The following is a 25,693-nucleotide window of genomic DNA, read 5'->3' as shown; positions in this document are numbered from 1 at the left end:
AGAGGCTATCACCTAAAGTGGGCAAACCCCCGAAGCAGAAAACGTCGGAACCCATATGAATATAAAAAACCGTTCCTTGTGCAAATGGCGGATCGCACCTCCATTTACCAAAGAACGGTTTTTTTTCTACGCCGGGCCTATTCGTCCCCATTCGCAACCATGAGCGCATAACCTGTCGAGCGAATACGAGCTGGCGATTGAGTGTAACGGTCTGGCAGACCGTTAAACGAGGGAATCTGAGCGGATGACATCCTCTAACGGTCTGGCAGACCGTTACACGAGCTAATCCGAGCGGATGACATCCTCTAACGGTCTCGCAGACCGTTACACGAGGGAAACCGAGCGGATGATAGCCTCTAACGGTCTCGCAGACCGTTACACGAGGGAATCTGAGCGGATGACAGCCTCTAACGGTCTCGCAGACCGTTACACGAGGGAAACCGAGCAGATGCTAGCTTCTAACGGTCTCGCAGACCCTTACACGAGCGAAACCGAGCAGATGATAGCCTCTAACGGTCTCGCAGACCGTTACACGAGGGAAACCGAGCAGATGCTAGCTTCTAACGGTCTCGCAGACCCTTACACGAGCGAAACCGAGCAGATGATAGCCTCTAACGGTCTCGCAGACCGTTACACGAGCGAACCCAAGCGGATGAGTGCCTCTAAGCGGTCAATAGGGAACCTTTTTCTCCGACTTCAGACCACCGGCGGGCTCCACAGCAGAGTCACGATCTCGCGCGGTTTGACCGGCAAGCGGACAACGCCGTCCGAATCGGCTTCAAGCTCATGCAGCGGCTGCTCCAGAATGTTGCTGAAGCGCCAGCCGGTAGGCGATTTCCCGTCGTCTCCAAGCAGTGGCCGTCCGCTGTCGGGACGCAGAACCAGCTCCGTCGCCGAGCCGGACAGGTTATACCAGCGGACGACATATTGGCCGGGGAGTTCGCCGCCTTTGACGGCTGACAGCGCAAGCTGCTCGCCGCTCCAATCCAGCCAGCCGTGGACCGGAGGCAGGTCGCCGGCATGAACCTCCGTCTGTTCGGCGGTCCATGGCGTCTGGAAGGCGTACGCTTCTGCGGCCGCTTCGCAACGATCATTACGTCCGCCATACGGAATAATGGCGAACTCGACGCTTTGCTGGCCCTGACATTGCGCTTCCGGAGTAGGGAAGACGCCCCAATCTCCCAGCTCGCCTACGGCGCGCAGGAGGGTGATCGCGATCGTGCGGCGATCGTCGCCGAGTATCTCATATTCGTTCAGTCCGATATTGGCGACGGCCAACCCGCATGCTTCGTCGTCGAGCGCGACGAAAGCCTGCTGGTGCTGGGCATTGCTCGGATTGATCCACTCTGCGGCCGGTTCGTTGGGCCGCTCGGCGATCTCGAATACCGAATCGACGTAATGGATGTCGGAGGCGATGCCGCTGGGGAATAGCGCCCGTAGCCGATGATCCTTAGCCTGATTGTCGAAGGAAGCAGTAATTTTCAGCGCCCGTGAGCCCTGCTCGATCGTCACTCGGGTGGAGATGACCAGCGGTACGGTCCGCTCCGAACGTCCTGCGGCGCGCCGGCTGACCGGCACGATCTTGGCTCTCTCCGACTGCAGCGAGGCATCGGCTTCCGCGGGAATTTCCCAGCGATGTACGATCTCGACGACCGTGGCTACAGCGGTTGCGGATACGATTCGCGTCTCGGCCGTCAAATCCCGAGTTGTCAGAGTCCGATTGTCTCCGTCTTGCTTAAACACGTATTCGTTGCCGATATCGCCCACGTTTTCATAGACGCACAGATTTTCGTAGACCGATCCCGTTTCCTTGTCCGTCAGCGTCAGGCTCCCATTCGATTGGACGACAATCGAGAAATACTCGTTGCCGAGCTCATCCGCGGGCGGAATCGCAGCGGGGAGGCGCATGCCTTCGGATGCGGGCAGCCAAGCGTACGCCCGGTGTCCCATTCCCGGCACTTGCTCCGCCTTAAGCGTAACCTTGATGCGCCGGGCCATATACGGCTGCCGGAAACGATCGTCCGGAAGCGCGTAGCCGAACTTCACGCCCAGGTCCTCAATATCGGCGGCGACTGGCTGCAACCTCTCGTCGACAATCACTCCGCCCACGATGTCCAGTCTCTCCAGCTCCTCATAGATTTCCGCCGAACGGTCATAACCCAGCGGCTCTTTCGCGATTTCCAGCTCCACGACTGCCGCTCCCGACCGCTCCCGGCCGGCGTAATTCATGACGACGAACGGCACGGCGGACCGCCCTGCGAAAGCGGAGGTGTCCGTCCGACCGGCAAGGAAGCGTCCGCTTTCTTGCGCCAGGACTTCTGCGACGTGGCGGCTTTTCGCAAACCGGGTCATCATCTCGGCGTGAACCTCGTCGACGCTGCAGCCGCAGATGCTGTCGTGCGGATGGTTTTGCATCAACGTTTTCCAAGCGTAATCGAGCAGAGGCCGCGGGTACTCCCGTCCAAGCAGCGCGGAGAATGCAGCGGAAGGCTCGGCGATTTTTTCCAGCAGCGCCTGACCCTTAACATTCGCCTGCTTCACATACACGCGCGCGGAGGCGGTGTTGACGAGCGTGCCCCACCCGTCGGTCCGCTGGCTGCGCAATTCCCCTTCGACTACGGTAAGCGGCTTGTCAATCGATTGTTCTACCGCCGCGACGTATTCGGAGAAAGTACTGATCCGAAACTCGTAATCGGGATAGAGCCGACGCGCCGTATCCAGCGCCGCGGTCAAATCGGTCTGCACCGGCTGATGGTCGCAGCCGTTCATGAACAGAAGCTGCGGCGTCGACGCGAAGCGCTCGACGTTGGCGAAGCGCTCCGGCCAGTAGGCGCGGGCCTCTTCGTCTCCGACGGGAATTTCCATCCCGTTGTGGTACCAGTTGGCGAACAGGAGGCCGAGCACCTCGGAGCCGTCCGGCGCGCGCCAGACAATTTCCGAGAACGGGGATTCGTAGGCGGCGGAATCCGCGACCGAGTTGTTGAAGCCCGTCGGCTTTACGCCTCTACCGAACACGGCGTTGCCGATGCCCGCTTGCTTAAGCAGTTGGGGCGCCTGCCCCATGTTGCCGAAGGAGTCGGGGAAATACCCGATTTTGGCGACGGGGCCATAGGCCTGCGCGTCCTTGTGTCCGATGAGCAGGTTGCGGACGTTCGCTTCGCTGCTGGTCAGAAATTCGTCCTGCAGAACGTACCAAGGTCCAATCGCGATTTTTCCCTGACGGATCAGCTCGGTCAGGCGCTTGCGGTTTTCCGGGCGCACCTGCAAATAATCCTCGAGAATGATCGTTTGTCCGTCTAAATGGAAGCTGCGAAATTGATCGTCCCTTTCAAGCGTATCCAAAAGCGTATCCATCAGGGCAATTAAACGCGCATGATGCTTTTCGTAAGGCATATACCATTCTCTGTCCCAATGGGTATGGGGAATGACGTGGGCCACTTTTTTGCTCATTCGAACAACCTCCATATAACAAATATACAAGTTTGGTATAACGTGTTATAGTGAATAGTAATAGATATAATACTTAGAGTAAACAATCAAAGTCGGATTTTTGAAGATAAAGTTGTATATTTGTATTGTTTTGCGGATCGGGAGGAATTGGAAATGAGCGGAACGAAACGAACGCCCTTATCCGAGCAGGTGCGAGCCTATGTACTGGACCAAATCCGGGCGGGCAAATGGCGGGAAGGAAGCCGACTGCCGTCGGAAAATCAATTGTGCAAGCAGTTTGACGTCAGCCGGATCACGATCCGGGGAGCGATGGACAAGCTGGTCGAGGACGGAATCGTCTATCGGATTCAGGGAAGGGGCTCGTTCGTCTCCCGCGCCAAGGAGGGCGGGGAGCCGATCCGCTATGCCGGGCGGCCTGCAGAGAACCGGGGGCCGCAGTTTGTCGCCGTGCTAATTCCAAGACTGCGGGGATTGTTGATGACGCGTCTAGTCGAAGGCATCGAGAAGGCGCTTGAAGGCTCGCCCTGCCGGATAATGCTGATGACGACGGGGGATTCGCAGAAGCAAGAGGAAGAGAAGCTCAAGGAAGCGCTCGCCGCGGGAGCGAAGGGAATCATCGTCTATCCCTCGGACGGACAGACCTATAACGAGGCGATGCTGAGGCTGTCGCTGGACCGTTATCCGATCGTCGTGATCGATCGCTATTTGCGCGGGGTGGAGACGAACTGCGTCTGCTCCGATCATTATGCCGGCGCTTACGAAGCGACGGAGCATTTGCTGCGGCTCGGACATCGCCGGATCGCTTTCGTCACGTCCCCGTACAGCGGAACGACCAGTCTGGAGGAGCGGCTGGAAGGCTATAGGCAGGCGCTGAACGACTACGGCGTTATGTTCGACCGGGGGCGGGTGATCGAGAGCGTGGAACCCGAGCGGCTTGGCGCAATTCTGAACGAGCAGCCCGACCTGACCGCGCTGTTCGCCGCTAACGAGGAAATCGGTCTTATCGCGATGCGGATGGCCGAAGCTTACGGAAGATCGGTTCCGCAGCATTTGTCCGTCATTTTCTTCGACGATTACGATCATTCCCAGTATGCTCGCATTCCGCCCACCTGCGTCGCGCAGCAAGGTGAGGAGATCGGCGTGCAGGCGGGGCGAAGATTGCTTTCCTTGATCGGCGATCCGCTTCAGGACCGAGCGATGCTTCGCGTGCCGACGAAGCTCATCGTCCGTGCCTCCTCAGCGGAGCCGCCGGACGGGATCAAAGGCTCCAGCGGCGATTCCGGCGATTAAGTAGTATTAGTCGTGTACGGTTTGCGACGGCTCGTGCATACTCGTGCCGGGTAGTGAAAGACAGGCGTTAACTTGAAAGGACGAAGTGTCTTGGAACCTGGAAAGATGATTAGCTCCACCTCGAAGTGGGTATCCCGGCTTCTCGCGGTGTGCGGTTTCGGTTTGTTCGCATGGATGCTGTGGTATTCATCTGCCAATGCGAGCTCTTATTTCGAATCGGGAAGGACCGCCGTGGTGCTCCTGACGGGAGGGGCGGCCGTAGTCCTGCTGCTGCTTCTCTTCGCCGCGACGCGGTATTTGGGGAGGGGCGTCTTTCTAGCTGCGGTGCTCTCCATTGCAATCGGCGCAAGGTTGATATGGATTTTTACCGTCGATACGCAGCCCATATCGGATTTTCTCGATATGCATTCGGGGGCATTAAGCGCCGCTTCCGGAGATTTTTCGTTCGGAACAAACGATTACTTTACCCGGTGGGGATACCAGATCGGTTTTGCGCTCTACGAGGCGTTCATCATTACGCTGTTCGGTACGGATCCGATCGTGCTGAAGGTGTTTAACGTGCTGTTTCAGGCCGGTACGGCAATCCTCGTCTATTTGTCGACGGCCCGCGCGTTCAGCGAAACGGGCGGAAGGGCGGCGGCGTTGCTGTATGCCGTATACGTACCGAACATAATGATGTGCTCGGTGCTGACCAACCAGCATATCTCCGCTTTTTTCTTTTTTCTTGGCGTCTATATAATCATTCGCCGGGGCTTGGCCGGTAAGTGGGATTGGCTCGCAGTCGGGCATTGTTTCGGATTGGCTCATTTGATGAGGCCGTTGGGCAGCTTTTTCGTTGTCGGTCTGGTCGCTTACATCGTGTTGTTTAAGCTGCTGCCGAGTATCCGGGAGAGGAAGTGGGGCGCGCTGGCTGCCAGAACGGCCGGGGCGATCGCCGTCTATCTCCTCGTCCAGCAGCTCGCCAGCTTCGCCCTTGTGCAAACCGGGGTTACAGCTTCCCCGTTGTCGAACCAGGAGCCGTACTGGAAGTTCATGATCGGCCTTAACCCGGATACGAACGGAGGCTGGTCGTATGACGATACGGTGTATGTGCTGCAATTTCCGCAAGGAGAGGAAAGGAATCGAGCGGAGCTGGAGCTGCTTAAGCAGCGTCTGACCGATAAGCGGCAGGTCGGGGAGCTGTTTCTCAGCAAAGCGCGGTCGATGTGGGGGGCGGAAGATTCGGCTGCAATGTGGAGTATCCAGGATCAGATTCGGCCGGAGCTGCAGAAAAGATTGATTCAGATAGAACGGATTCAATACGTGCTGCTGGCGCAATTCGCCTTAATCGCCGCGGGAGTGATGGCCTACCGGGGGGCAAGTGCGGAAGCATCGATGTTTATGCTGCTGCTGCTCGGCTATGCGGCGCTTCATATTGTCATCGAGATGCAGACCCGGTACCGGATCGATATTTTTCCATGCGTGTTCATTCTGCAAAGCTTCGGGGCGACTGTGCTGCTGGATTCGTTCAAGCGATGGCGGAAGACGCAAGTCAAGTTCCGTCCGTCCGGTCTTGAGCGAGGCTTGTAGAAAAGTCGGGGAACACTCCTTCCCGTCTGATGCCGGACCTGTCACGAGAATGTAAGAAGCGATCGGTATAATACAGACTATAATTCTCTTAATAAGTCTGGAGTGTACCGGAATGATCTTGCTGCGAACGAAGGAGTTAACGAAAATATACGGACGGGAGCCGAATCTCGTTAAAGCGCTGGACGGCGTGTCGATGGAAGTGCGGGAAGGCGAGTTCGTCGCGATCGTCGGCAGCTCGGGAAGCGGGAAGTCGACGCTGCTTCATATGCTCGGAGGGCTGGATCGTCCCACGAGCGGCGAGGTGCATATCGGAGGAAAATCGCTGTTCGAGATGAACGACGACGAGCTTACCGTATTCCGCAGGCGCAAAATCGGCTTCGTGTTCCAGCAGTACAACCTGGTGCCGATTCTGAACGTCTACGAGAATATCGTGCTGCCGATCGAGCTGGACGGCAACGCCGCCGATAAGACGTACTTGGAGCATATCGTCAAGACGTTGGGCCTTGCGAAGAAGCTGGACAGCTTGCCCGGAGAGCTGTCGGGAGGACAGCAGCAGCGGGTCGCCATCGCCCGTGCACTGGCGACGAAGCCGTCGATCGTGTTGGCGGACGAGCCGACGGGGAATCTGGACAGCCGCACGAGCCAGGAAGTGATCGGGCTGCTGAAGGTGACGAGCAAGCAGTTTAACCAGACGATCGTCATGATTACCCACAGCGAGGAGATTGCGCAGCTGGCCGACACCGTTATCCGGATCGGAGACGGCCTAATCGTCGGGGGGATGCGGCCATGATGTTCCCGAATGGCAACAAGGCTGCGATAGACAAGCTGATCAAGCGGAGCTTAAAGGCGAATCGTTCAAGAAACCGTTACATCGTGCTGGCGATCATCCTGACCACTTGGCTCATTGCGTCCGTGTTCAGCATCGGGATGAGCTACGTGCAATCCTTCGAGGCGCAAGCGCAAAAAATGCTGGGAACGAAGGCGGACGCGATACTGGCGAGCCCGACGAACGAGCAGCTGGAGCGGCTTAAAGGTTTGGCTGACGTGGACGAGATCGGGGTGGAGATCGTCGTTGCTCGTTGGGTTCCGGAGGAAGCGAACGAGGCTCTCGCGGCGTCCTTCAGTTGGTTGGACGATGCGGAATGGAGCCGGATGAAGTCGCCACTCTGGGGCCCGAGCGCGAACGGATACCCGGACGAGCGGAACGAGGCGATCGTTCCGACCTGGATTTTGGATGAGCTGGGCCTTGAAGAGCCTCAGAAGGGGATGACCGTACCTCTGACCTACTCCGTCCGTCCCCCGGATGGTGGCGAGCCGATCGAGCGTACGGAGCCGTTTACCCTGAGCGGTTGGTATATCGATTACCCGCATTTGATGGGGCGTTCGGGAACGATTGTCGTTTCCAAGGCTTTCGCGGACGAGATTCGGGGAGGAACCGGGCTCGGTCCGGATGCGGCCGCATCCGTCTCGTTCAAGAACGGGAAACCGGTCGAAGCTGCGATCCAGCGAACAGAGGAAGCGTTGGCGCTGGACGAGAAGCAGCCGCTTGAACCGGTGCGCGGAGCGGCGAGCGATCCCGGGGACAGAGGATGGACATACGCGGGAATGGCGGGGATGAGCGCCTTCGTCATGTTCAGCGGCTATTTGCTGATCTTTAATGTGTTTTACGTTTCCGTCTCCACGGATACGAAGCAGTACGGCTTGCTGAAAACGATCGGCGCCACGCAGAGGCAGATCAGGAGGCTTGTCCGGGGACAGGCCAATCGGCTGGCGCTGATCGGAATTCCGCTTGGACTTGCCGCCGGAGCGATCACGTCGCTCGTCGCGGTGCCGATGGCGCTCGCGACGTTCACGCTTGAAACCGGGGTCGAAATTTCGTTTCATCCGGCCATCTTCGTCGGCGCGGCACTATTCGCTTGGCTGACGACGATGGCCGGGAGCCGGAAGCCGGCCCGGATCGCCGGACGGATTTCTCCGATCGAAGCCTCGAAATATGTACGGGCTTCCAGGAAGCGGGGCCGGGGCGGAGCCAAGCTGTATCGCATGGCGCTGCGCAACCTGTTCCGCGACAAGAAGAGGGCGGCGACCGTGTTCCTGTCGCTGTTCCTGGGCATGACGACGTTCCTGACGGTCAATACGCTTGTGCTCAGCATGGACACCGACAACTTCGTCGACACTTACGTCGGCAACGACTTCGAGATCGAGAACGAAACGTTCAGTTTTCGCTATGAAGGCGAACCGAGGCCCATTCTGACAGAGTCGCTCATTCGCCGAATCGCCGAGCTGGACGGAGTGACGGATGTCCGGGCGACTTACGTGCAGAGAGCTTACATGCCGTATTCAGCCGACGTGTTCGGCAAATATATGGATGAGATGGCCGCGCAGAGAGGCTTTATGAGGTCTTCCGATGAGGAACTGTCTTCGAACCGGGAAGGTTTTGCCGGCTTTGCGGTCGGTCTGGACACCCGTGACGTGCAGGAACTGAACAAGGAGCTGGAGACGCCGATCGACCTCAAGCGGTTCGAGAAAGGCGAGATCGCCTTGTTGAACACGCCGGACGTAGAGCAAGGAACTCGCGTTACGCTTGGCGTGCCGGGCGGCTCCGCCGAACTGGAGTTCGAGATCGGGGGGGCCGTCCCCGACCGATATGGAATTCCTTTCGGCGGTTTCGCTCCGAATGTATACGTGAGCAAGCAAGCGATGCTTAAGTGGCTCGGCGAAGAGCCTACGGCGTATCGGCTGGCCATACAGGCCGACGAGAAGCGACATTCGCTCATTCAGGAGCAGCTCGAACGGCTGATCGCGGACGAACGCGAGCTGAAGCTGTCTTCCAAGCTGGATTGGGCGGAGCAGCTCGAATCCGCCAAAATCGTTTTCTACATTTTGGGCGGAGCCGTAACGTTAATATTGGCCTTCATCGGCATCTTGAACTTCATTAGCACGATGCTGACGAGCGTCATCGTTCGCCGGCAGGAATTCGCGGTTATGGAAAGCGTCGGCATGACGAGCAAGCAGCTACGCAAACTGCTATTATGGGAAGGAACGGGCTATGCGGCTATTTCGCTCCTGCTCGTCTCGACGCTTGGTACGACGATCAGCTACGGCGCGTTCGTCCTGTTCAGTCAAGAGGCGGATTACGCGATCTATACGTTCCCGGTCGTGCCCTTATTGATCGCGTTCGCGCTTATTCTTGCAGCTTGCTGGAGCGTGCCTTTGATCGCTTACGGCAGATTCCGGACAACGAGCATCGTAGAACGATTGCGGGAAACGGGCTGAGCCGACGGGATAAGCGAACTTGGGACGAAATGAGGGAGGAGGCGAACCCGTGGCAACGATTATGATTGTGGAAGACGATCGACTGCTTAACGAGGGGTTTTTTTTTTTCAAGCAGAAGACGGCATACGAGATTATGGCGGCTTACTCGTACGAGGAAGGCTTGAGCGTCTTTCGCAGCCAAGAGGTTCATCTGGTTTTGCTGGACGTGAACCTCCCTGACCGCCCGGGTACGGAGCTGTGCGAGAAGATCCGCTCCGCCTCGGACGTTCCGATTATTTTTCTGACGGCTAACGATACGGAGAAGGATATGGTGCTCGGCTTTAAGCTTGGAGCGGACGACTACATGGCCAAGCCGTTCAGCATGGCCGTGCTCCGCGAGCGGGTGAGGGCCGTGCTTCGAAGAGGCGGGGGCGGCGAGAGCGGATCGTTGTTCGCCTATCAAGATTTGACGATTCATTACGATAAAATGAAAGTGTTCAAAGGCGGCCAAGAGCTCAAGCTGACAACGAACGAATTCAAGCTGCTCGCGGCGCTGACCCAGAATCGCAGTCAGGTGCTGACGCGGGAGGTGCTTCTGGAGAAGCTCTGGGATTCGGAGGGCAGCTTCGTGGACGAGAATACGCTCAGCGTCACCATCAAGCGACTCCGAAGCAAAATCGAGAACGATCCGAAGCGGCCCGCCTTCGTCAAAACCGTATTCGGCATCGGATACACCTGGGGAGAGTAGAAGATGAAAGGCTCCTTTACCCGCATTATAACGATATACTCGGCGATTTACGCGCTCGCTTGCGGCGCGTTTTTTGCCGTTCTCATCCGCTCCGGCGCGAGCAAGGAAATGGTGTGGGCGGCGGCCGCGTTCGTTCTGACGACGACGATTATTTTCGCGGGTTATCTGCTGTCTCTGCGTTCGGGGATGATCGCGATACTGGACAAGCTGTCTCTGACCGTACAATCGCTGATCGACGGGCAGGACAGGGAATACTTTCCGGTATTCGAGGATAACCTGCTCTCCAAGCTTCAGGGTCAGGTGCTGAAGCTATCGGGCATTTTGAGGACGCAGAAGCTTCAGTACAAGGAAGAGGGCGAGGAGATGAAGTCGCTCATTACGGACATCACCCACCAGCTTCGGACCCCGCTCGCCAATCTGAACATGTATAACGGTATGCTTGCGAACGAGGGGCTGCCGCCAGACAAGCGGACGGAATTCGCCCGGATCGCGTGCGATCAGACGGAAAAGCTGACTTGGCTTATGGATAGCCTGGTGAAGCTGTCCCGGCTGGAGAGCGGAATGATCGAAGTTCGCGCGGAACGACGGAGTCTCATGGATACGGTTTTGGCTGCGATTAAGACCTTTTATCCCGCCGCTGAGGAGAAGGGGCTGGAGATTTCGTTCGAGGGGGGCGTGCCCGTCCCGCTGCTGCACGATGCGAAGTGGACCGGCGAGGCGATCGGCAACGTGCTGGACAACGCGATCAAATACACGCCCGCAGGCGGCAAAATCAAGGTAACAATCGAACGGTACGAAATGTTTGCGAGGATCGATATTGCCGACAACGGCCTCGGTATTCCCGAAGCCGAGCTCGCCAAGGTGTTCCAGCGCTTCTTCCGGGGAGCCTCCTCTTCGGATACGCAAGGCGTAGGCGTTGGACTGTACTTGGCACGCAAAATCGTGACGGAGCAAGGCGGCTATATGAAAGTATCTTCGGAACCTGGCGGAGGAAGCGTGTTCTCGTTTTTTCTGCCGGTCGACACCGCGACGAATGAAAAATCGGTAGAATGATTAGTTCAATTACGCAAATAGGACTGCCTTTGATATAATTAAGATAACGACTTTCATTGAACGGAGGGATCGCTCCTATGCAATGGTCAGAGGTTCGCAAACATTATCCGTCTCAATGGGTGCTGGTCGAAGCAATCGTGGCTGCTACTCAAGGAAATAAGCGTGTCGTCGATGAATTGTCCGTGGTTGGTTCTTTCAACGAAAACAGCAAGGAAGCGCTTCGAACCTATCTGAAGTTGCACCGGGAGAACAAGCAGCGGGAACTGTATGTCATTCATACGTCCCGTGATCTACTGGATATTGAAGTGACGGCCTGGACGGGGGGGCGGGCACTTCAATGAGAATGGAGCTGGAGTGCGGTTTGCCGTTTGTTGAGATGGTATTTGCTCATCGAGGGATCGAGCGCACGATTTCAAATGTCTTGATTGATACGGGATCGGCCGCTACACTTTTATCTGCTGATACCGCCTTGGAATTAGGGCTGGAACCGGAGTTAACGGACGTCATTAGAACTATGCGTGGAATCGGCGGCGAAGAATTTGTCTATGAGAAGCGGATCGAACGTTTAAAGCTGGGTGATGCTTCGGTGCCGCTGTTTACAATTCAGATCGGCGCGATGGACTATGGAATGGAGATTAACGGAATTATCGGGACAGATTTCTTGACTGCCATTGGTGCGGTTATTGATATGAAGAAACGAGAAATTTACGTTAGCGCTTAGGCTGCTTGTAAAAAAGGAGCTGAATCCTGCCGGTCGACACCGCGACGAAACTATGATATGGTTGTAGGAAACCCATAGGCATTCCACTCCTTCCAGAGTGGGGTGCCTTCGTCTATATTTGTGGTTTTTTACATTTAATGTATCCCTATTATTCCGAAAGGACATGGAGGTCGTGATGCTATGTTTCTCTATTTGTCCCCGCTCTGGGGAGATCCGTCGGCTGCCGTTAAAGCGCTAAGATCACTCATGTAAAGGAGAGGTAGAGCATGGCTGCATGCATTCATGCGGAAAAACGTCCGCTATTGAATTCTTCCGGACTGCGGAATTTACGTCGGGAGGGGCGTCTGCCGGGTGTCGTATTCGGCAAAAAAGCGGACAACGAAAATATTCATATTTCCACCAGTCAGTTTGAGAAATGGCTGAAGCAAGGGGCTTCCGGTTTTATCGAGCTGCAGATGGAGGGAGAGAATTCGGTGACGGTGCTGTTGGAGGACCTTCAGCGCGATCCGGTAACCCGCTCGCTGATTCACGTCGACTTCCAGCTCGTTCAGTCGAACGAGATCGTTCGCACGAAGCTCCCGGTGAAGCTCAAGGGCACTCCGATCGGAACGAAGTCGGGCGGCATCGTGCAGGTTCAGGACCCGTACGTGGAAGTGGAAGCACTGCCGAAAAATCTGCCGTCCTCGGTCGAGCTGGACATTAGCGAGATGGAGATCGGCGATACGCGGTTCGTAAGAGATTTGGATCTGCCTTCCGAGGTGACTGTTGTTTCCGGGCCAAACGAGCTTCTCGTGTCGGTGTCCAAGCCATAATGTAAGGCCGGCGAATGAATGGGCGATCGTTAATCGAATGCGGTGTTAAAGCCGCTATCGATTTGCGATCGCCTGACCAGTAGTTTCTCTCCGAACGTTCAACTCCTCTTGGCGACATTGCCCCCCCTATGTTTCCTTACCCGACAATGGATTTAAATAATACCTTTAGGAGATTAAGATCGTCCAACTGAAAGCGCAACCATCTCTGCTACAATCAAGGCACTTGGCGATCCGCGAGGGGAATTCGCACAATTCGCGAGGATTGCCGCACATCGAGGAGGAGATCGGTTTGCGTTTTCAACGAAGTATGACCGTCCTATTATCGCTATGCATGACGATCGGAATGTTCGGAGTCAACCTGTTTGCACGGAGCTCGACCGCATCGGCGAACGGGCAGACGCTGACGGCGGAAATGTGGCGGGTGGCGGAGATCGGGATGAGCAGCGCGGTTGCGTACAGCAATCCGTTTCTGGATGTTGAGGTGACGGCGACCTTCACGGGACCGGGCGGAGAGGTGATCGTTCGTCCGGGCTTCTGGGACGGCGGGAACGAGTGGAAGGTGAGGTTTGCCCCGACCGCTCTGGGAGAGTGGAGCTATCGGATTTCCAGCAGCGATCCCCTCAACGCGGGATTGAAGCTTAATGGTACGCTGACGGCCGTTCCGTATTCCGGGGACCGGGAAATCTACCAGCGCGGCTTTCTTCACGTTAGCGATGAAGGGTCGCATCTGTCCTATGCGGACGGAACGCCGTTTTTCTGGCTGGGAGACACCCACTGGTTCTTCGATAAAAACGAGTCCTGGGATACTTCGAACAAGCCCGGCACGTCCTCGCAGTTTAAAAGCATAGTCGACCGAAGAGTCGCACAGAATTTTACCGTGTACCAGAGCGTCATTTTTGGCCCGCACGATTCCTACTGGGCCGCAGGACAGCAGGGAACGGAGATCAATCCGGATTATTTCAAGAACGAGCTGGACCGCAAAATGGCTTACATCGCCGACAGCGGCCTGGTCAACGCATTCGGAATCGGCTTTCACTCGAATATCGACGGCTTCGTGCAAGGCTCCGAAAGATTGGCCGCTTATGTCGCGGCGCGCTATGGAGCTTATCCGGTCGTCTGGATTACGTCTGGTGAAGGAGCGGGCTACGACCTAGGTCCCCGCGAAGCCCGGATTGACGGTTGGAGGAGCGTCGGCAAGGCAATCAACAAGTACGACGGCTACAATCATCCGCAGACGGCTCATAGCACGGCTTTGACGGAGAAGGAGAGCCTCGGTCTGCCGCAGTTCTATGAAGGGGAGGGCTGGTTCGACTTCGAAATGTTCCAGGGCGGCCATCAGAAAATGGTGCCGAGCGGGGATTACGATTACTATCATCGGCAATACGGGCTTCCGTTCCTGGAGTCGGAAGCGAATTACGAGCAAATCTATAACGGATGGGCCACCGATACGATTGTGCGGCAGTCCGCCTACCGCTCCGTTCAAGCCGGGGGGATGGGCTACGGTTACGGCGCGCACGGAATCTGGAACGCATCGTGGGACGATGCGGACACGGCGAACGACTACGGCTACGGGCATCGCAACTGGTACGACGCGATCGATTTCGTCGGCGCCGACCAGATGACCCATTTGATCGATTTCTACCGTTCGCTTGATTGGCAGCGAATGACGTATCGCCCAACGGGGTGGGCGACCTGGACAGGCGAGCATGCGGAAGAGCTGACCGATCCGCTGCTTCGCGCCGACGATGCGGCCAATGCGGTGACGGTGTACTTCAATGCGGATACCTCTTCGCAAGGTACGCTTACGCAATTGGATTCCCAGACCGCCTACGAAAGCCGCTGGTTTAATCCGCGCACGGGAGCCTATACGACGATCAACGGTTCGTTTACGCCGGCCGGCGGAGCTTGGTCCGTTCCGGAGAAGCCGGACGCTCAAGATTGGCTGCTGTTGGTGAAGAAGCTGACTCCGTCGCCTTCGACGCTTGTCCCCGCGTCGCTGGAAACGCTCGTATCGCAGGGCAAGCCGGCAAGCGCCTCGACAATCAATCAAGGCACGCTCGTTCCCGCCGATGCGGCATTCGACGGAGACTACGGCACGTTCTGGACGGCGGCGGACGGCCAGTTCCCGCAATGGCTGCAAGTGGACTTGGGCAAAATCTACGAGCTGTCGGGCATTGAGCAAACGTTCTATAACGCGAACGACTGGAACTACGCCATCGAAGGCTCGACGGACGGTCAAAGCTGGCAGCGCTTGATCGACCGTACGGGCGCGCCCGTATACGGTACGAAGTTTGCCGAGCGGGTCAGCGGCAAGGCTCGTTACGTCCGCCTGCTGGCGACCGGTTCCTCCAACGACTGGGCGTCGAGCACGGAGTTCAAGGTGTACGCGAAAATCAATTCGGCCGCGGCTGTCCGATCGACCGCGTATTTGGTAGACGACCGTGAACGGACGGTCAGCAAGGTGCCGGCCGGGACGTCGGTGCAGCAGTTTATGGACGACGTCGTTCCGAGCGTTAATGCGTCTATGCGGCTTCTGCTCGCAGATGGGGTTACGGAGGTTACGCAGGGAAGCGTCGGCAACGGCATGACTCTGTCCGTCGAATCCGAAGACGGCTCGACCGTTCGTTCCTATACCGTGCAGACGGTATCCAACAAAGGAGTTAATCTGGCAAGGACGGCGGCCGTTACCGTCTCATCCGTAGAGAACGAGTTTTATTCCGCGGCTAACCTAATTGACGGTAACAGCGATACGCTGACCTGGTCGGGCTGGGCGGCCAAGCTGTTCCCGGCGTGGGTGGAGCTGGATTTCGGCAGCGAGAAGACGTTTAACCGGATCGACCTGTATACGAAGAAAAACTATGAGCAAAAAGAATATACGATGCAGATCTGGAACGGTAACGCTTGGACCGATCTGTTCCCGACGGTGACGGATAACACGGCGGATCATCGGGCGCACGTGTTCGAGCCGGTCGCGGCCTCCAAGCTGCGGGTATGGATGACGCGAGGCAACGTCCAGCAGGATACGGAGCCCTCGGAAGGTCAGCCGGGCGAGAAGGTGGCGCGAATCAACGAGCTGGAGGTGTATCTGTCTCCCGGGGATAAGCTGATCGAGCAACTGACGGTACAAGGAGCCGGAGGCGTGAACGAAATCGTCTCGGCTGGCGGGACTTTGCAGATGACGGCGACGGCCCAGCCCTCCGATGCGTCCGAGCTTGGAGTTGTCTGGACCGTAACCGGAACGGACGATGCGCCGACTACGCTGGCTTCCATCTCGAAGGGCGGCTTGCTGACCGCCAAGAAGAACGGAACCGTGAAGGTAACGGCTGCGGCGCTTGACGGTTCGGCGGTGAAAGCCAGCGTGTCGGTCGCAATCTCGGGGCAGTCGACGGAGCCCCAGAGCGAGCTGCTGTCGCTGAACAAGCCGGTGCAGGCTTCGAGCGTGAACGGCCCGGCGGAGGCGGCGACGGACGGGAACGAGAGTACGGCGTGGATCGCATCGGACGGCACGTTCCCGCAATGGATCGTTGTCGATTTGCAGCAGGTTTACGAAGTCGATCGGATCGACCAGACGTTCTTTAACGAGGATCAATGGAAATACAGGCTCGAAGGCTCGACAGACGGCACTGCTTGGACGGAGTGGATCGACCGTACGACCAACCAACAAGCGACCTCGTCGTTCTCTCACGCGGTTGACGGAACCGCCCGTTACGTGAAGATGACGGTGACCGGCGCCAAGAGCGAATGGCCGAACTGGGCTTCCAGCGTGGAGTTTTCGATCTACGGGAAACCGCCCGCAGTCGATCCCGGTAATGGCAACGGGAACGGAGAAGGCAACGGCGGGGAAACTGGCAACAACGGAAATAACGGAAACGGAGGAGAAACGGGCAATTCTGGAGGTAGCGGCAATAGCGGCAGCGGAGCCGGCGGCGCGCAGACCGGCCAGGTCGGAGGCGGGGCGTCGAGCTGGGCCGACGGCTCGGGCGGCAAACCGGAGCTTGCGCTGCTGCAACCGGCCGACGGCACGAACGCGTTTCGCATCGACGCAGCGTTGCTAGGGCAGGGCTTCGCCCGAACGAAGCCTTCGGCGAACGGGGTGGAGACGGTTGCGATCAAGCTTCCGGCCGCGGCAGGCGCAACCTCCTACACTCTGGAGCTGCCCGCCTCTGCCTTAAGAGACGGTCAGGCCGGTCAGCGGCTCGAAATCGTCACGCCGCTCGGCAAGCTGCTTGTCCCGCTTAACCTGCCGGAGGGCAGCGTGTGGAGCAACGCTGCCCGCATCGGAATTGCGCTAGCGACCGAAGGCTCGTCCGTCGCTATACGCTGGACGGCCGACGGCAAGCCAATTTCCTTCCCGGAATCGATACGCCTGGCCCTGCCGGTTCCCGCATTCGGGCAGGAAGGAGATCGTGCGGTTGTCCGCCGAATCGATAAGGAAGGCCGAGCCGCGACGCTGGCGCTGTCCAGGTTCGACTCCGCGGCAGGCGAGGTATGGTGTAACGGAAGCGACTTATTCCGCTACGAGACCGCCGTCGTCAGGAAAAGCTTTAGCGATCTCGGGAATAGAAGCTGGCTGTTGGAGCCGATCCATATGCTTGCGGCCAGGGATATCATCAAGGGAGTAACAAGTACGGAGTTTAAGCCGGATCTCCCCGTTAGCCGCGCGGAATTCGTGGTCATGCTGATGCGAATGCTCGATGAAGGCGAGCCTGTCGAAGCTGCTGCGGAGACCGACTTCCCGGATGTGAAGCCGGGCAGCTACTATTACAATGCGGTCAGAGCGGCAAAAGCGCTTGGCATCGCACAGGGAGACAGGTACAATACGTTTAACCCCGCCGGCTCGCTCAGCAGGCAGGATATGAGCGTGCTGTTTGCCCGACTGCTCTCGCGGACCGGAGCGGCGGAAGCGCCGTCCGACGGAAACGACAACGGATTGGCGCATTATGCGGACGATGCCGAAGTGTCCCCGTATGCTCGTTCAAGCCTGGAGCTTCTGACTGCGGAGGGCATTATGGAGGGCGACGGCAAGCTGCTGCATCCGCGGAAGGAGCTGACCCGGGGGGAAGCCGCCGCAGCGTTGTTCCGGATGCTCAAGAGGATGGAGAACGATTTGCTTCACTAGCAAAGGAAAAAACAGGGAGAAGAGCTAAACCGTTCTCCTTGTTTTTCCTATTTATCCGCAAGGGGGAAGCGATCTGAATTTGCTCAGACGGCTGAACGGCCACTTGAAATGGAAGCTCTTCTATCGAATCACGTTCGTCAGCATTATTCCGATCGTCGTTTTTGGATTTTTCCTCTACCGTTACCTTCAAGATCAAACGAACGACAAATACAACGACTACACGCAGAGGCTAGTGCAGCAAATTACGAGTAATCTGGACAGCAACATGCAGGAGCTGGACAAAATCATTACCCCCGTTTATTATTCGGACGAGCTGACGGACCTGCTTATGGGCACGGGGAAGTTTGACTATTTCAGCAATTACAAGCTGCTTACCGGAGTGTTTTACAACTCCATTTATTCGCGCAATTCAATTTACGACCTTGAGCTGTTCAACCTGCAGGGAGATCGGGTTATCGCCGTGAACGGCAGCCTGACGACGGGCAAGGAAGCCGAGGAAGAGTGGTTCCGGGATACGCTGGCCCAGAAAGGAGAGCGGCATATTTTTCTGGAGCGGGTGGCCAGGGAAGGCCGCGAGGACTTCGTCGTGTCCATGTCCCGTGCGATTTACGATTTGAACGCGTTTACGATTATCGGCGTCATCCGAGTGAACGAAAATCAGCGGGAAATCAAGCAAAACCTGCTGGATGTGCAGATGGATTACGACAGCGACGTCGCCGTCCTGACCGACGGAGGGGAGCTCGTCTACAGCAGCAACTCCGAGCTTGTCGATTCGCGCTCGCTGGACGGCTTGATGGAGGATGTGGCGGGGGCCACGGGCAGCGTGAGCGATAACCGGGCGATGCTGAACGGCAGCCCCTACTTGCTCGCGATGCGCGAATCGCCGTATTCGGGCTTTAAAGTCGTGCTGTTAACGCCGGAATCGGAAGTTCTCAAAGAGAGCGATCGGGTCAAGAACTACTTTAGCTACTTTCTTGTCATTTATTTGCTGACGACGCTGGGCATCGCGCTGGGGCTGGCTCATCATATTTCCAAGCCGATCGTGCAGATTCGGGGGAAAATGAAAAGCGTGGAGCAGGAAAACTTCGACGTTCGGGCGGAGGTGCGGGGGACCGACGAGATCGCGCAGCTCAGCAAAGGTTTTAACCAAATGGTCAAGCAGATCGACTCGCTTATTCACGAGAAATACGCGATGAAGCTGCATAAGCGCGAGGCCGAGCTGAAGGTGCTGCAAAACCAGATCAATCCGCATTTTCTGAACAATTCCCTGTCGTCGATCATCGGTTTGCTGCAATCGGGCGAAGCGCCGCAGTCGGGAGCCAACGACGCGGCGATCCGGATGATCGCCTCGCTGTCGCACATTTTCAGATATAATCTCGATACGCATGAGCAGACCGTCCGGCTGGCGGACGAGCTCGGCAACGCGAAGCACTATTTGGCGCTGCAACAGATCCGCTTCGACGATCGATTGGATTGCCGCTTCGAGATCGAAGAGGGCTGTCTGGATTGCGAGGCGCTCAAAATGTCATTGCAGCCGCTGATCGAGAATGCGATCATTCACGGCGTGGAGCCTAAAAGAGGGACAGGCGAGGTGCTCATCTACGCCCGGAAGCGCGACAACTTCCTGATTGTCGGAATCGCCGATAACGGAGCGGGCATGGCCGAGGAGCGGCTTGCCGAGATTAACGAGCTTCTGCAAACCGGGGCGGAGGAGCAAAGGTCGCTTGCCGATCGCGAGGCGGGCGTGTTTAACGTCAACGCCCGCGTCCAGCTTCTATACGGGGACGAATACGGCCTGAGCCTGAGAAGCAACGAAGAAACGGGGGAAGGCGTCGTAGCCGAGCTGCAATTGCCGTTTAAACCTAGCCGGAGCGTATCGGCGTCGCCGACCAGACAGCATTAGATTCGAACATGACGGGGTGGGACGGATGATTAAAGTGTTTATCGTTGACGATGAGAAGTGGGTTAGGCAATCGATCAAACATTCCATCGCTTGGGAGGAGCACGGCTTCGAGATCGCGAGCGAAGAGGACGACGGCTTGGACGCGCTGGGCAAAATTATGGAGCTGCGGCCGCAAATCGTCATCGCCGATATCCGCATGCCCGGCTTGGACGGCATCGAGCTGTTTAAGATGGTCCGAATGAAGCTCCCGCATACATTGTTTATTTTCATCAGCGGATACAGCCATTTCAATTACGTGCAGGATGCTTTGAATTTGGGAGCATTCAACTACATCCTAAAACCGATCGACGCAGGCAAGCTTCTGGAGGTGCTGCTTAACGCCAAGAGCAGGACGATCCAGCTCGAACAGAACGTTCGCGATCAGGCTATGGCGAGGCATTCGCTAGGCATGCTGAAAAACCAATTCCTGAACGCGCTGCTGGACGGCACGAAATTTGCCGAGGCCGCTCTTGCCGCCAAGCTTAAGCAGTTCGGCCTCGCCTTCCCGTTCGGAGGTTTCGTCGCGCTGCGCATCGCCATCGACAACTACCGATCTATTAGGCAGCATCTGAATTTCAACGACATCGAGCTGATGTCGTTCTCCCTGCGCAACATTGCCGCAGAAGTGATCGCGAAATACGGGCTGATCGGCGCGATGGCCGAGCTTCCTTCCGGGGAGCTTGCCGTCGTGCTGAACGTTCAGCAGGAGGCCTGGGAGGAGACGGAGCCTTACGTGCGCCAAGTCGCCGAGGAGATCGCCGCGTCGGTTAAGCAGTACCAATACTTCACCGTCACGATCGGAATGAGCGGTCTTGTCGACGAACTGGGACGGCTGAGCGAATCGAACGCGGAGGCCGGAAGAAGTCTGGATTACCGGGTGGAGCTCGGCAACGACCGCGTGATCGCTCCTTCCGATTGCAAGGAGCGGGAAGATCGCTTCGACCTGCTTCCCGTCGAGGAAGAGACGGAGCTGCTTAAGCTGCTGGACGGCTTAAACCGACCGGCGTTTAACGAACGGATCGACAAGCTGTTCGGCTCGCTGAACGGGAGTCGGATTCGCCAACCGTTACAGCTCGGCTTTCTATTCCGTCATATTTGCGGCTTAATCTTCATGATGGCGGCGCGCAAGGGGCATTCCACCTCTCATCTGCAGGAGGAGCAAAGGGCGGTCCACGATCGGGCGGAAGGGATGACGCAGGCGGACGAATTCCGGGAATTGCTGAAGAGCGTCGCCGACCGCTACTTGCTGGTTGCGGACGACGCGGGCGATCAAGGCGAGAAGTCGAGCGCCGTCCGCAAGATGCGCGAGTATGTGTACGCCCATTACGGCGAGAAAGTCGATCTTCAGGTGCTTGCCGGGCACTTATACATGCATCCGGTCTATTTGAGCAAAATCTTTAAGCAGGAGACGGGCGGGAATTTCACCGACTTTCTGCTCGGTTATCGGATGAGCATGGCCAAGGAGCTGATGCGCCATAAGGCATATGAGCTGTCGGACATCGCGCGCATGGTCGGGTTTGATGACTACAGCTATTTCAACAAGCAGTTTCGCAAGACGCAAGGCCTTTCCCCGCAAGAGTTCCGCAAAACCGTTGAAATGATTCCTTGACTTTGGTCAGGGAATTTTTTGCGTGCCGCCATCTTCGAAACAGGTTGAAATAGTACCAGCGAAGATTGAAATCGTCAAATTGTTTCACCGCCGGACATTGGGCTAGAATGGGCATACAGAGCGCTGCTGTAACGTTTTTCGCAAAATACGAGGAGGTCTATCCAATGAAAAAAAGCATGACGACGATTGCAGCAAGCCTTACACTGCTTATGGCCTTATCGGCTTGCGGCGGCAACAACGGGAATAACGGGAACAGCGGCAGTGCGGACAATTCCGCGGCGCAGCCGTCCGGCGGCTCCGCATCCGCGGAGGCTCCGGCCAAGGAAGTCACGCTTAGAGTAACGAGTTGGGTGCCGGAGATGAAGCCGGCCATGGAGAAGATCGGGGAGCAATTCGCCAAGGAAAATCCCGGAGTCACGGTTGACTTCAGCATTATCCCGGGCGATCAGTACGAGAACATTACGAAGACGAAGCTGTTGGCCAACGATGCGCCCGACCTGTTCTTCATGTTCGCAAGCAGGGTCGACGAGTTGGCCGCGAACGGTCTGATCGGGGAGCTGTCGGGAGCGAGCTTCTACGACCGGCTGCTGCCGGGCTTCCAGAAGAAATCGGCGGACGGCAAGCTGTACGCGCTTCCGGTCGACTACTCGGCCTACGGCGTGTTCTACAATCAGGACGTGTTCAAGAGCCTGAACCTGACCCCTCCCCAAACTTTTGCGGAATTACTGTCCGTCTCCGAGACGATCAAGGCCGCGGGAATCGAACCTTTTGCGCTTGGCGCCAAGGATTCCTGGACGATCGAAAATATGGCGCTGCCGATGTATGCGAGCATGACCAAGCCGAACGAGCCGAACTTCGGCAAAGATTTGTACGACGGGAAAGCGTCGATGTCGGACGCCGCGTTCAAACGCCCTTTCCTGGCTCTGGCCGAGCTTCAGGACAAAGGCTATATCAACAAAGGCGCGCTGGGCATCGATTATCAGCAATCCGTCGCTTCCGTGCTCGAAGGCAAGACCGCGATGATCGCGTCCGGCAGCTATGTTGTCGGAACGGCTTCGACCTTGGAGGCCGACGCTCAACTGGGCTATTTTCCGTTCCCTGCGGACGAAGGCGATCCCGGACTGCTCATGATCGTGGACAAATCCTTGGTATACAGCAGCAAAGGTAAAAACCCCGAGCTGGCGCAAAAGTTCATCGATTTCTTCGCCCGTGCGGATATTATGAAAATGCATATCGAAGGCTTAAACGCCATCCCTACGCTAGGGGACACGAACGCAGCTTTGCCGCAAGCGCTTCTCGATCTCGGAGCGAGCGCGGCCAAATTTCGCTCCTTCTCTCAAGGCTTCTATCTGCCGGGCCGAGCGTACCAGACGTTTACCGAAAAGCTGCTTCCCGAGATTATTACGGGCAAGGGGGCGACGGACGCGCGGTTTGCGGAGCTGGATAAGCAATTGAAGGAGGAACTGCAAAATCCGAAAGTCGCCGTTCCATTCGAGGAGCAATGATGGCAAAGGAAATCCGAGCCTATGAGGAATAAAATTTGGACGTTGTTGTTTTTGGTTCCCGCCTTGTTTTTCTTTATCGCAACCGTGATTTATCCGTTGCTGTACAATTTTGTGCTTTCGTTTACGAATTGGGACGGCTATTCGATGTCCGGCGTCCGGTTTATCGGATGGGACAATTACCGCAGTCTGTTCACGTTTCCGGATCTGCTGCAGCCGTTCGTCAATACGCTGAAATTCGCCGTCTTCACGACCGTTATCCAGAACCTGCTCCAGCTTCTGCTGGCGCTCGTTCTGGACAGCAAGCTGAAGACGAGAAGCTTCGCCCGCGTAGCCTTCTACATTCCCGCGCTGCTCAGCGGCGTTGTTCTGTCCTCGATCTTCACCTATCTGCTCGGCTACAACGGCGCCTTGAACGAGTTTTTGCGCTCCGCGGGCTTGGAATCCCTCGTGAACGACTGGTTCGGCAACGGAGATACGGCGCTCGGGCTGCTGATGGGCATCAACGTATGGCAGTGGACCGGCTTCGGGGCGATTATCTACCTGGCGGCGCTGCAAGGCATTCCGACGGACTATTACGAAGCGGCGAAGATCGACGGCGCCGGGGCGGGCAGCAGGTTCCGCCACATTACGTTCCCGCTGCTCATGCCTGCGGTGACGATTCTGACCTTCCTCGGCATCTCCGGCGGACTTAAGCTGTTCGAGCTTCCGTTCATCATTACGAAGGGCGGTCCGGCCGGAGCGACGAACACGATCGCGACGTTCATCTTCTCTCTGAACGCGGGCGGAAGGGTCGCGCTGGCCTGCGCGATCAGCATAGTCTTGATGCTGTTCATTGCTTTGCTGACGGGGCTGCAGCTGTTCGTGACGCGCAAGCGGGAGGTGGAGGCATGACGGCGACAAGCAAGCGTTGGCGCTGGCTGGCGGAGACGGCGCTGGGGGCGGCCGCGCTTCTGATGCTCCTTCCGCTGCTCTATATGACGGTGTCCAGCTTCAAGACGATGAAGGAAAACGCCAAGCCTCTGTCGCTTCCCGGCAGCTTGAACTGGGACAACTACGGCACCGTATTTGCCGAATCCAATGTGTTCCGAATGTTCGGAAACAGTCTGTTCGTTACGACCGTATCGATGATCCTGATCGTTATCGTCGGTTCGATGGCCGGCTATGTGATCGGGCGTTCGCGGAAGCGGTGGGCGAACGGCGTGTACTTGTTTTTTCTCAGCGGAATGATGATCCCTTTTATCGGCTCGATCGTTCCGATGTACCAGATGGTCAAATCGCTGCATATGATCGACAATTTGCTGCTGCTCATTCTGATTCCGATCGGAGGAGCGATGCCGATGGTCATTCTGATCTACACCGGCTTCGTCAAATCCGTGCCGCGGGAATTGGAGGAGTCGGCTCACATCGACGGAAGCGGCTTTCTGCGAACCTATTTTCATATTGTGTTTCCGCTGCTGCTTCCCGCGACTTCGGCGGTCGTTATCACCAATATTATCGCGCTGTGGAACGACTTCATGACGCCGCTTCTGTTCATCTCTTCGGAGAGCAAGCATACGATCGCCCTCGGCATCTATGCGTTCATGTCCGAGAAGACAAAAGACTGGGGAGCGGTCTATGCGCTAACGACGGTGACCGTCATGCCTCTGGTGCTTGTTTTCCTGTTCGGCCAGAAGCAATTCTATAAAGGCATTACGAGCGGCGCTGTTAAAGGTTGACGGCGTAACGATTCCCTATATCGTTAATGCGGTTCGACGTAGATCTGAGCAATGACGTGAAAGATGAAAACGGCCTGGCAGCTTGGGGAGATTCCCCCGAGCGCCAGGCCGTATTTTTATTTCGAAATCTCTAACTTGCATGGCTCCGCGTGAATAGCTTCTTATCGAAAAACAAGATCGCGATAAACAGCACGATGGCGACGAGAAGGATGGATGCCGGAATAATGAACGAAAGCAGCGTCGCCGTATTTTCCGCTTTGTAGTAAGCCAGCATGCCGAACGGCATTAATCCGCCCCCGATCAGAGCGGCCCAAGCTTGCAGCTTGGCCGTTCGAACCATGCCGATCTCTTTGAAGACGTAATAAAAAATGCCGTAAGCGAACAGTGTTAGCCAGCCGACAACAAGAATGTGCGCATGGACGGGAGTCATCGAATAGTCTTCTTTGCCGGCCATATCCGAACCGATCAGCGCGCCGATTAGCGAATATATCGCCGCGATTCGGATCAACCATTTGCTGTAAGCGATCATGACGAAAATCTCTCCTTGTATATAAATTTGTTTTGCCGACTTCGGCCTGGTTGTTGGGTTGGGGCTGTTCTACAACGGAAATATCATAAACCGCAGCTCGAATCAGGCATGAGCGAACGACGGAGGTTTGTCCGAAAAATCGTACAAAGCAGCCCGAATCTGGCATAGGCGGCGGACGTTTGTAGGGAAAATCGTACAAAGCAGCCCGAATCAAGCATAAATGGCAGACGTTTATGCGAAAAATCGTACAAAGCGACCAAAGATCAAGGGGGGAATGTCACTAAAGCGTCTTCGATGATTATACGGATAACTGTTGGTAATTATATGGAAACATTGTGGATCGTGATTCTATCTCAGGCAATTCTGTTTATGGGAT

General features: G+C 56.7%; 17 protein-coding genes. 15 read left to right on the top strand and 2 right to left on the bottom strand.

The window, feature by feature from the left end; translation table 11 throughout:
- Window positions 1-696: 696 nt before the first annotated feature.
- Entirely contained in the window at window positions 697-3,450 is a 2,754-nt protein-coding gene (locus tag J4772_RS29420) for an alpha-mannosidase (protein WP_209072614.1), read from the bottom strand.
- Window positions 3,451-3,603: 153 nt separating this feature from the next.
- Between J4772_RS29420 and J4772_RS29415 the strand changes: the two genes are divergently transcribed.
- The 15 genes from J4772_RS29415 to J4772_RS29345 all read left to right on the top strand — a co-directional run bounded on the left by J4772_RS29415 (window position 3,604) and on the right by J4772_RS29345 (window position 24,788).
- Complete coding sequence (locus J4772_RS29415) at window positions 3,604-4,740, top strand: GntR family transcriptional regulator (RefSeq protein WP_209072613.1); 1,137 nt, start codon at window positions 3,604-3,606, stop codon at window positions 4,738-4,740.
- A 90-nt stretch (window positions 4,741-4,830) separates the two neighbouring features.
- Window positions 4,831-6,309 (top strand): ArnT family glycosyltransferase, encoded by a 1,479-nt coding sequence (locus J4772_RS29410; protein ID WP_209072612.1) that lies wholly within the window; start codon window positions 4,831-4,833, stop codon window positions 6,307-6,309.
- A 112-nt stretch (window positions 6,310-6,421) separates the two neighbouring features.
- Window positions 6,422-7,099 (top strand): ABC transporter ATP-binding protein, encoded by a 678-nt coding sequence (locus J4772_RS29405; RefSeq protein ID WP_209072611.1) that lies wholly within the window; start codon window positions 6,422-6,424, stop codon window positions 7,097-7,099.
- On the top strand, window positions 7,096-9,585 hold the full coding sequence (locus J4772_RS29400) for an ABC transporter permease (RefSeq protein WP_209072610.1): 2,490 nt from the start codon (window positions 7,096-7,098) through the stop codon (window positions 9,583-9,585). The genes J4772_RS29405 and J4772_RS29400 overlap by 4 nt, the downstream gene beginning before the upstream one ends.
- Before the next feature lie 49 nt (window positions 9,586-9,634).
- A complete protein-coding gene (locus tag J4772_RS29395) occupies window positions 9,635-10,312 on the top strand; it encodes a response regulator transcription factor (RefSeq protein WP_209072609.1) in 678 nt (225 codons plus the stop codon).
- Between the two features lie 3 nt (window positions 10,313-10,315).
- Window positions 10,316-11,365, top strand: a complete 1,050-nt coding sequence (locus J4772_RS29390) for a sensor histidine kinase (RefSeq protein WP_209072608.1) — start codon at window positions 10,316-10,318, stop codon at window positions 11,363-11,365.
- Window positions 11,366-11,442: 77 nt separating this feature from the next.
- Window positions 11,443-11,706, top strand: coding sequence for a hypothetical protein (locus tag J4772_RS29385; RefSeq protein WP_209072607.1), 264 nt, complete (start codon window positions 11,443-11,445; stop codon window positions 11,704-11,706).
- Window positions 11,703-12,086 carry a retropepsin-like aspartic protease gene (locus tag J4772_RS29380; protein ID WP_209072606.1) on the top strand — a complete coding sequence of 128 codons (384 nt, stop codon included), beginning with the start codon at window positions 11,703-11,705 and terminating at the stop codon, window positions 12,084-12,086. Before J4772_RS29385 ends, J4772_RS29380 begins: the two co-directional genes overlap by 4 nt.
- A 266-nt stretch (window positions 12,087-12,352) precedes the next feature.
- Window positions 12,353-12,898: a 50S ribosomal protein L25 gene (locus tag J4772_RS29375; RefSeq protein ID WP_209072605.1), complete on the top strand. Its 546-nt coding sequence runs from the start codon at window positions 12,353-12,355 to the stop codon at window positions 12,896-12,898.
- Window positions 12,899-13,187: 289 nt separating this feature from the next.
- The gene (locus tag J4772_RS29370) at window positions 13,188-18,017 is read left to right on the top strand and encodes a discoidin domain-containing protein (protein WP_209072604.1); all 4,830 of its coding nucleotides are present in this window, start codon (window positions 13,188-13,190) and stop codon (window positions 18,015-18,017) included.
- A 79-nt stretch (window positions 18,018-18,096) separates the two neighbouring features.
- Window positions 18,097-19,920 (top strand): cache domain-containing sensor histidine kinase, encoded by a 1,824-nt coding sequence (locus J4772_RS29365; RefSeq protein ID WP_209072603.1) that lies wholly within the window; start codon window positions 18,097-18,099, stop codon window positions 19,918-19,920.
- A 25-nt stretch (window positions 19,921-19,945) separates the two neighbouring features.
- Entirely contained in the window at window positions 19,946-21,568 is a 1,623-nt protein-coding gene (locus J4772_RS29360) for a response regulator transcription factor (RefSeq protein WP_209072602.1), read from the top strand.
- 164 nt (window positions 21,569-21,732) lie between these two features.
- Window positions 21,733-23,073, top strand: a complete 1,341-nt coding sequence (locus tag J4772_RS29355) for an ABC transporter substrate-binding protein (protein WP_181917536.1) — start codon at window positions 21,733-21,735, stop codon at window positions 23,071-23,073.
- 21 nt (window positions 23,074-23,094) lie between these two features.
- Window positions 23,095-23,964: a carbohydrate ABC transporter permease gene (locus tag J4772_RS29350; RefSeq protein WP_116059902.1), complete on the top strand. Its 870-nt coding sequence runs from the start codon at window positions 23,095-23,097 to the stop codon at window positions 23,962-23,964.
- Window positions 23,961-24,788, top strand: a complete 828-nt coding sequence (locus tag J4772_RS29345) for a carbohydrate ABC transporter permease (RefSeq protein ID WP_209072601.1) — start codon at window positions 23,961-23,963, stop codon at window positions 24,786-24,788. Before J4772_RS29350 ends, J4772_RS29345 begins: the two co-directional genes overlap by 4 nt.
- 130 nt (window positions 24,789-24,918) lie before the next feature.
- Here the strand turns inward: J4772_RS29345 and J4772_RS29340 are convergent, their stop codons facing one another.
- The gene (locus tag J4772_RS29340; protein ID WP_209072600.1) at window positions 24,919-25,317 is read right to left on the bottom strand and encodes a hypothetical protein; all 399 of its coding nucleotides are present in this window, start codon (window positions 25,315-25,317) and stop codon (window positions 24,919-24,921) included.
- Window positions 25,318-25,693 lie beyond the last annotated feature (376 nt).

Origin of the sequence: Cohnella sp. LGH, assembly GCF_017671885.1 — a bacterium.
Lineage (GTDB): Bacteria > Bacillota > Bacilli > Paenibacillales > Paenibacillaceae > Cohnella > Cohnella phaseoli.
This window is presented reverse-complemented; position numbering and strand designations above follow the sequence as displayed.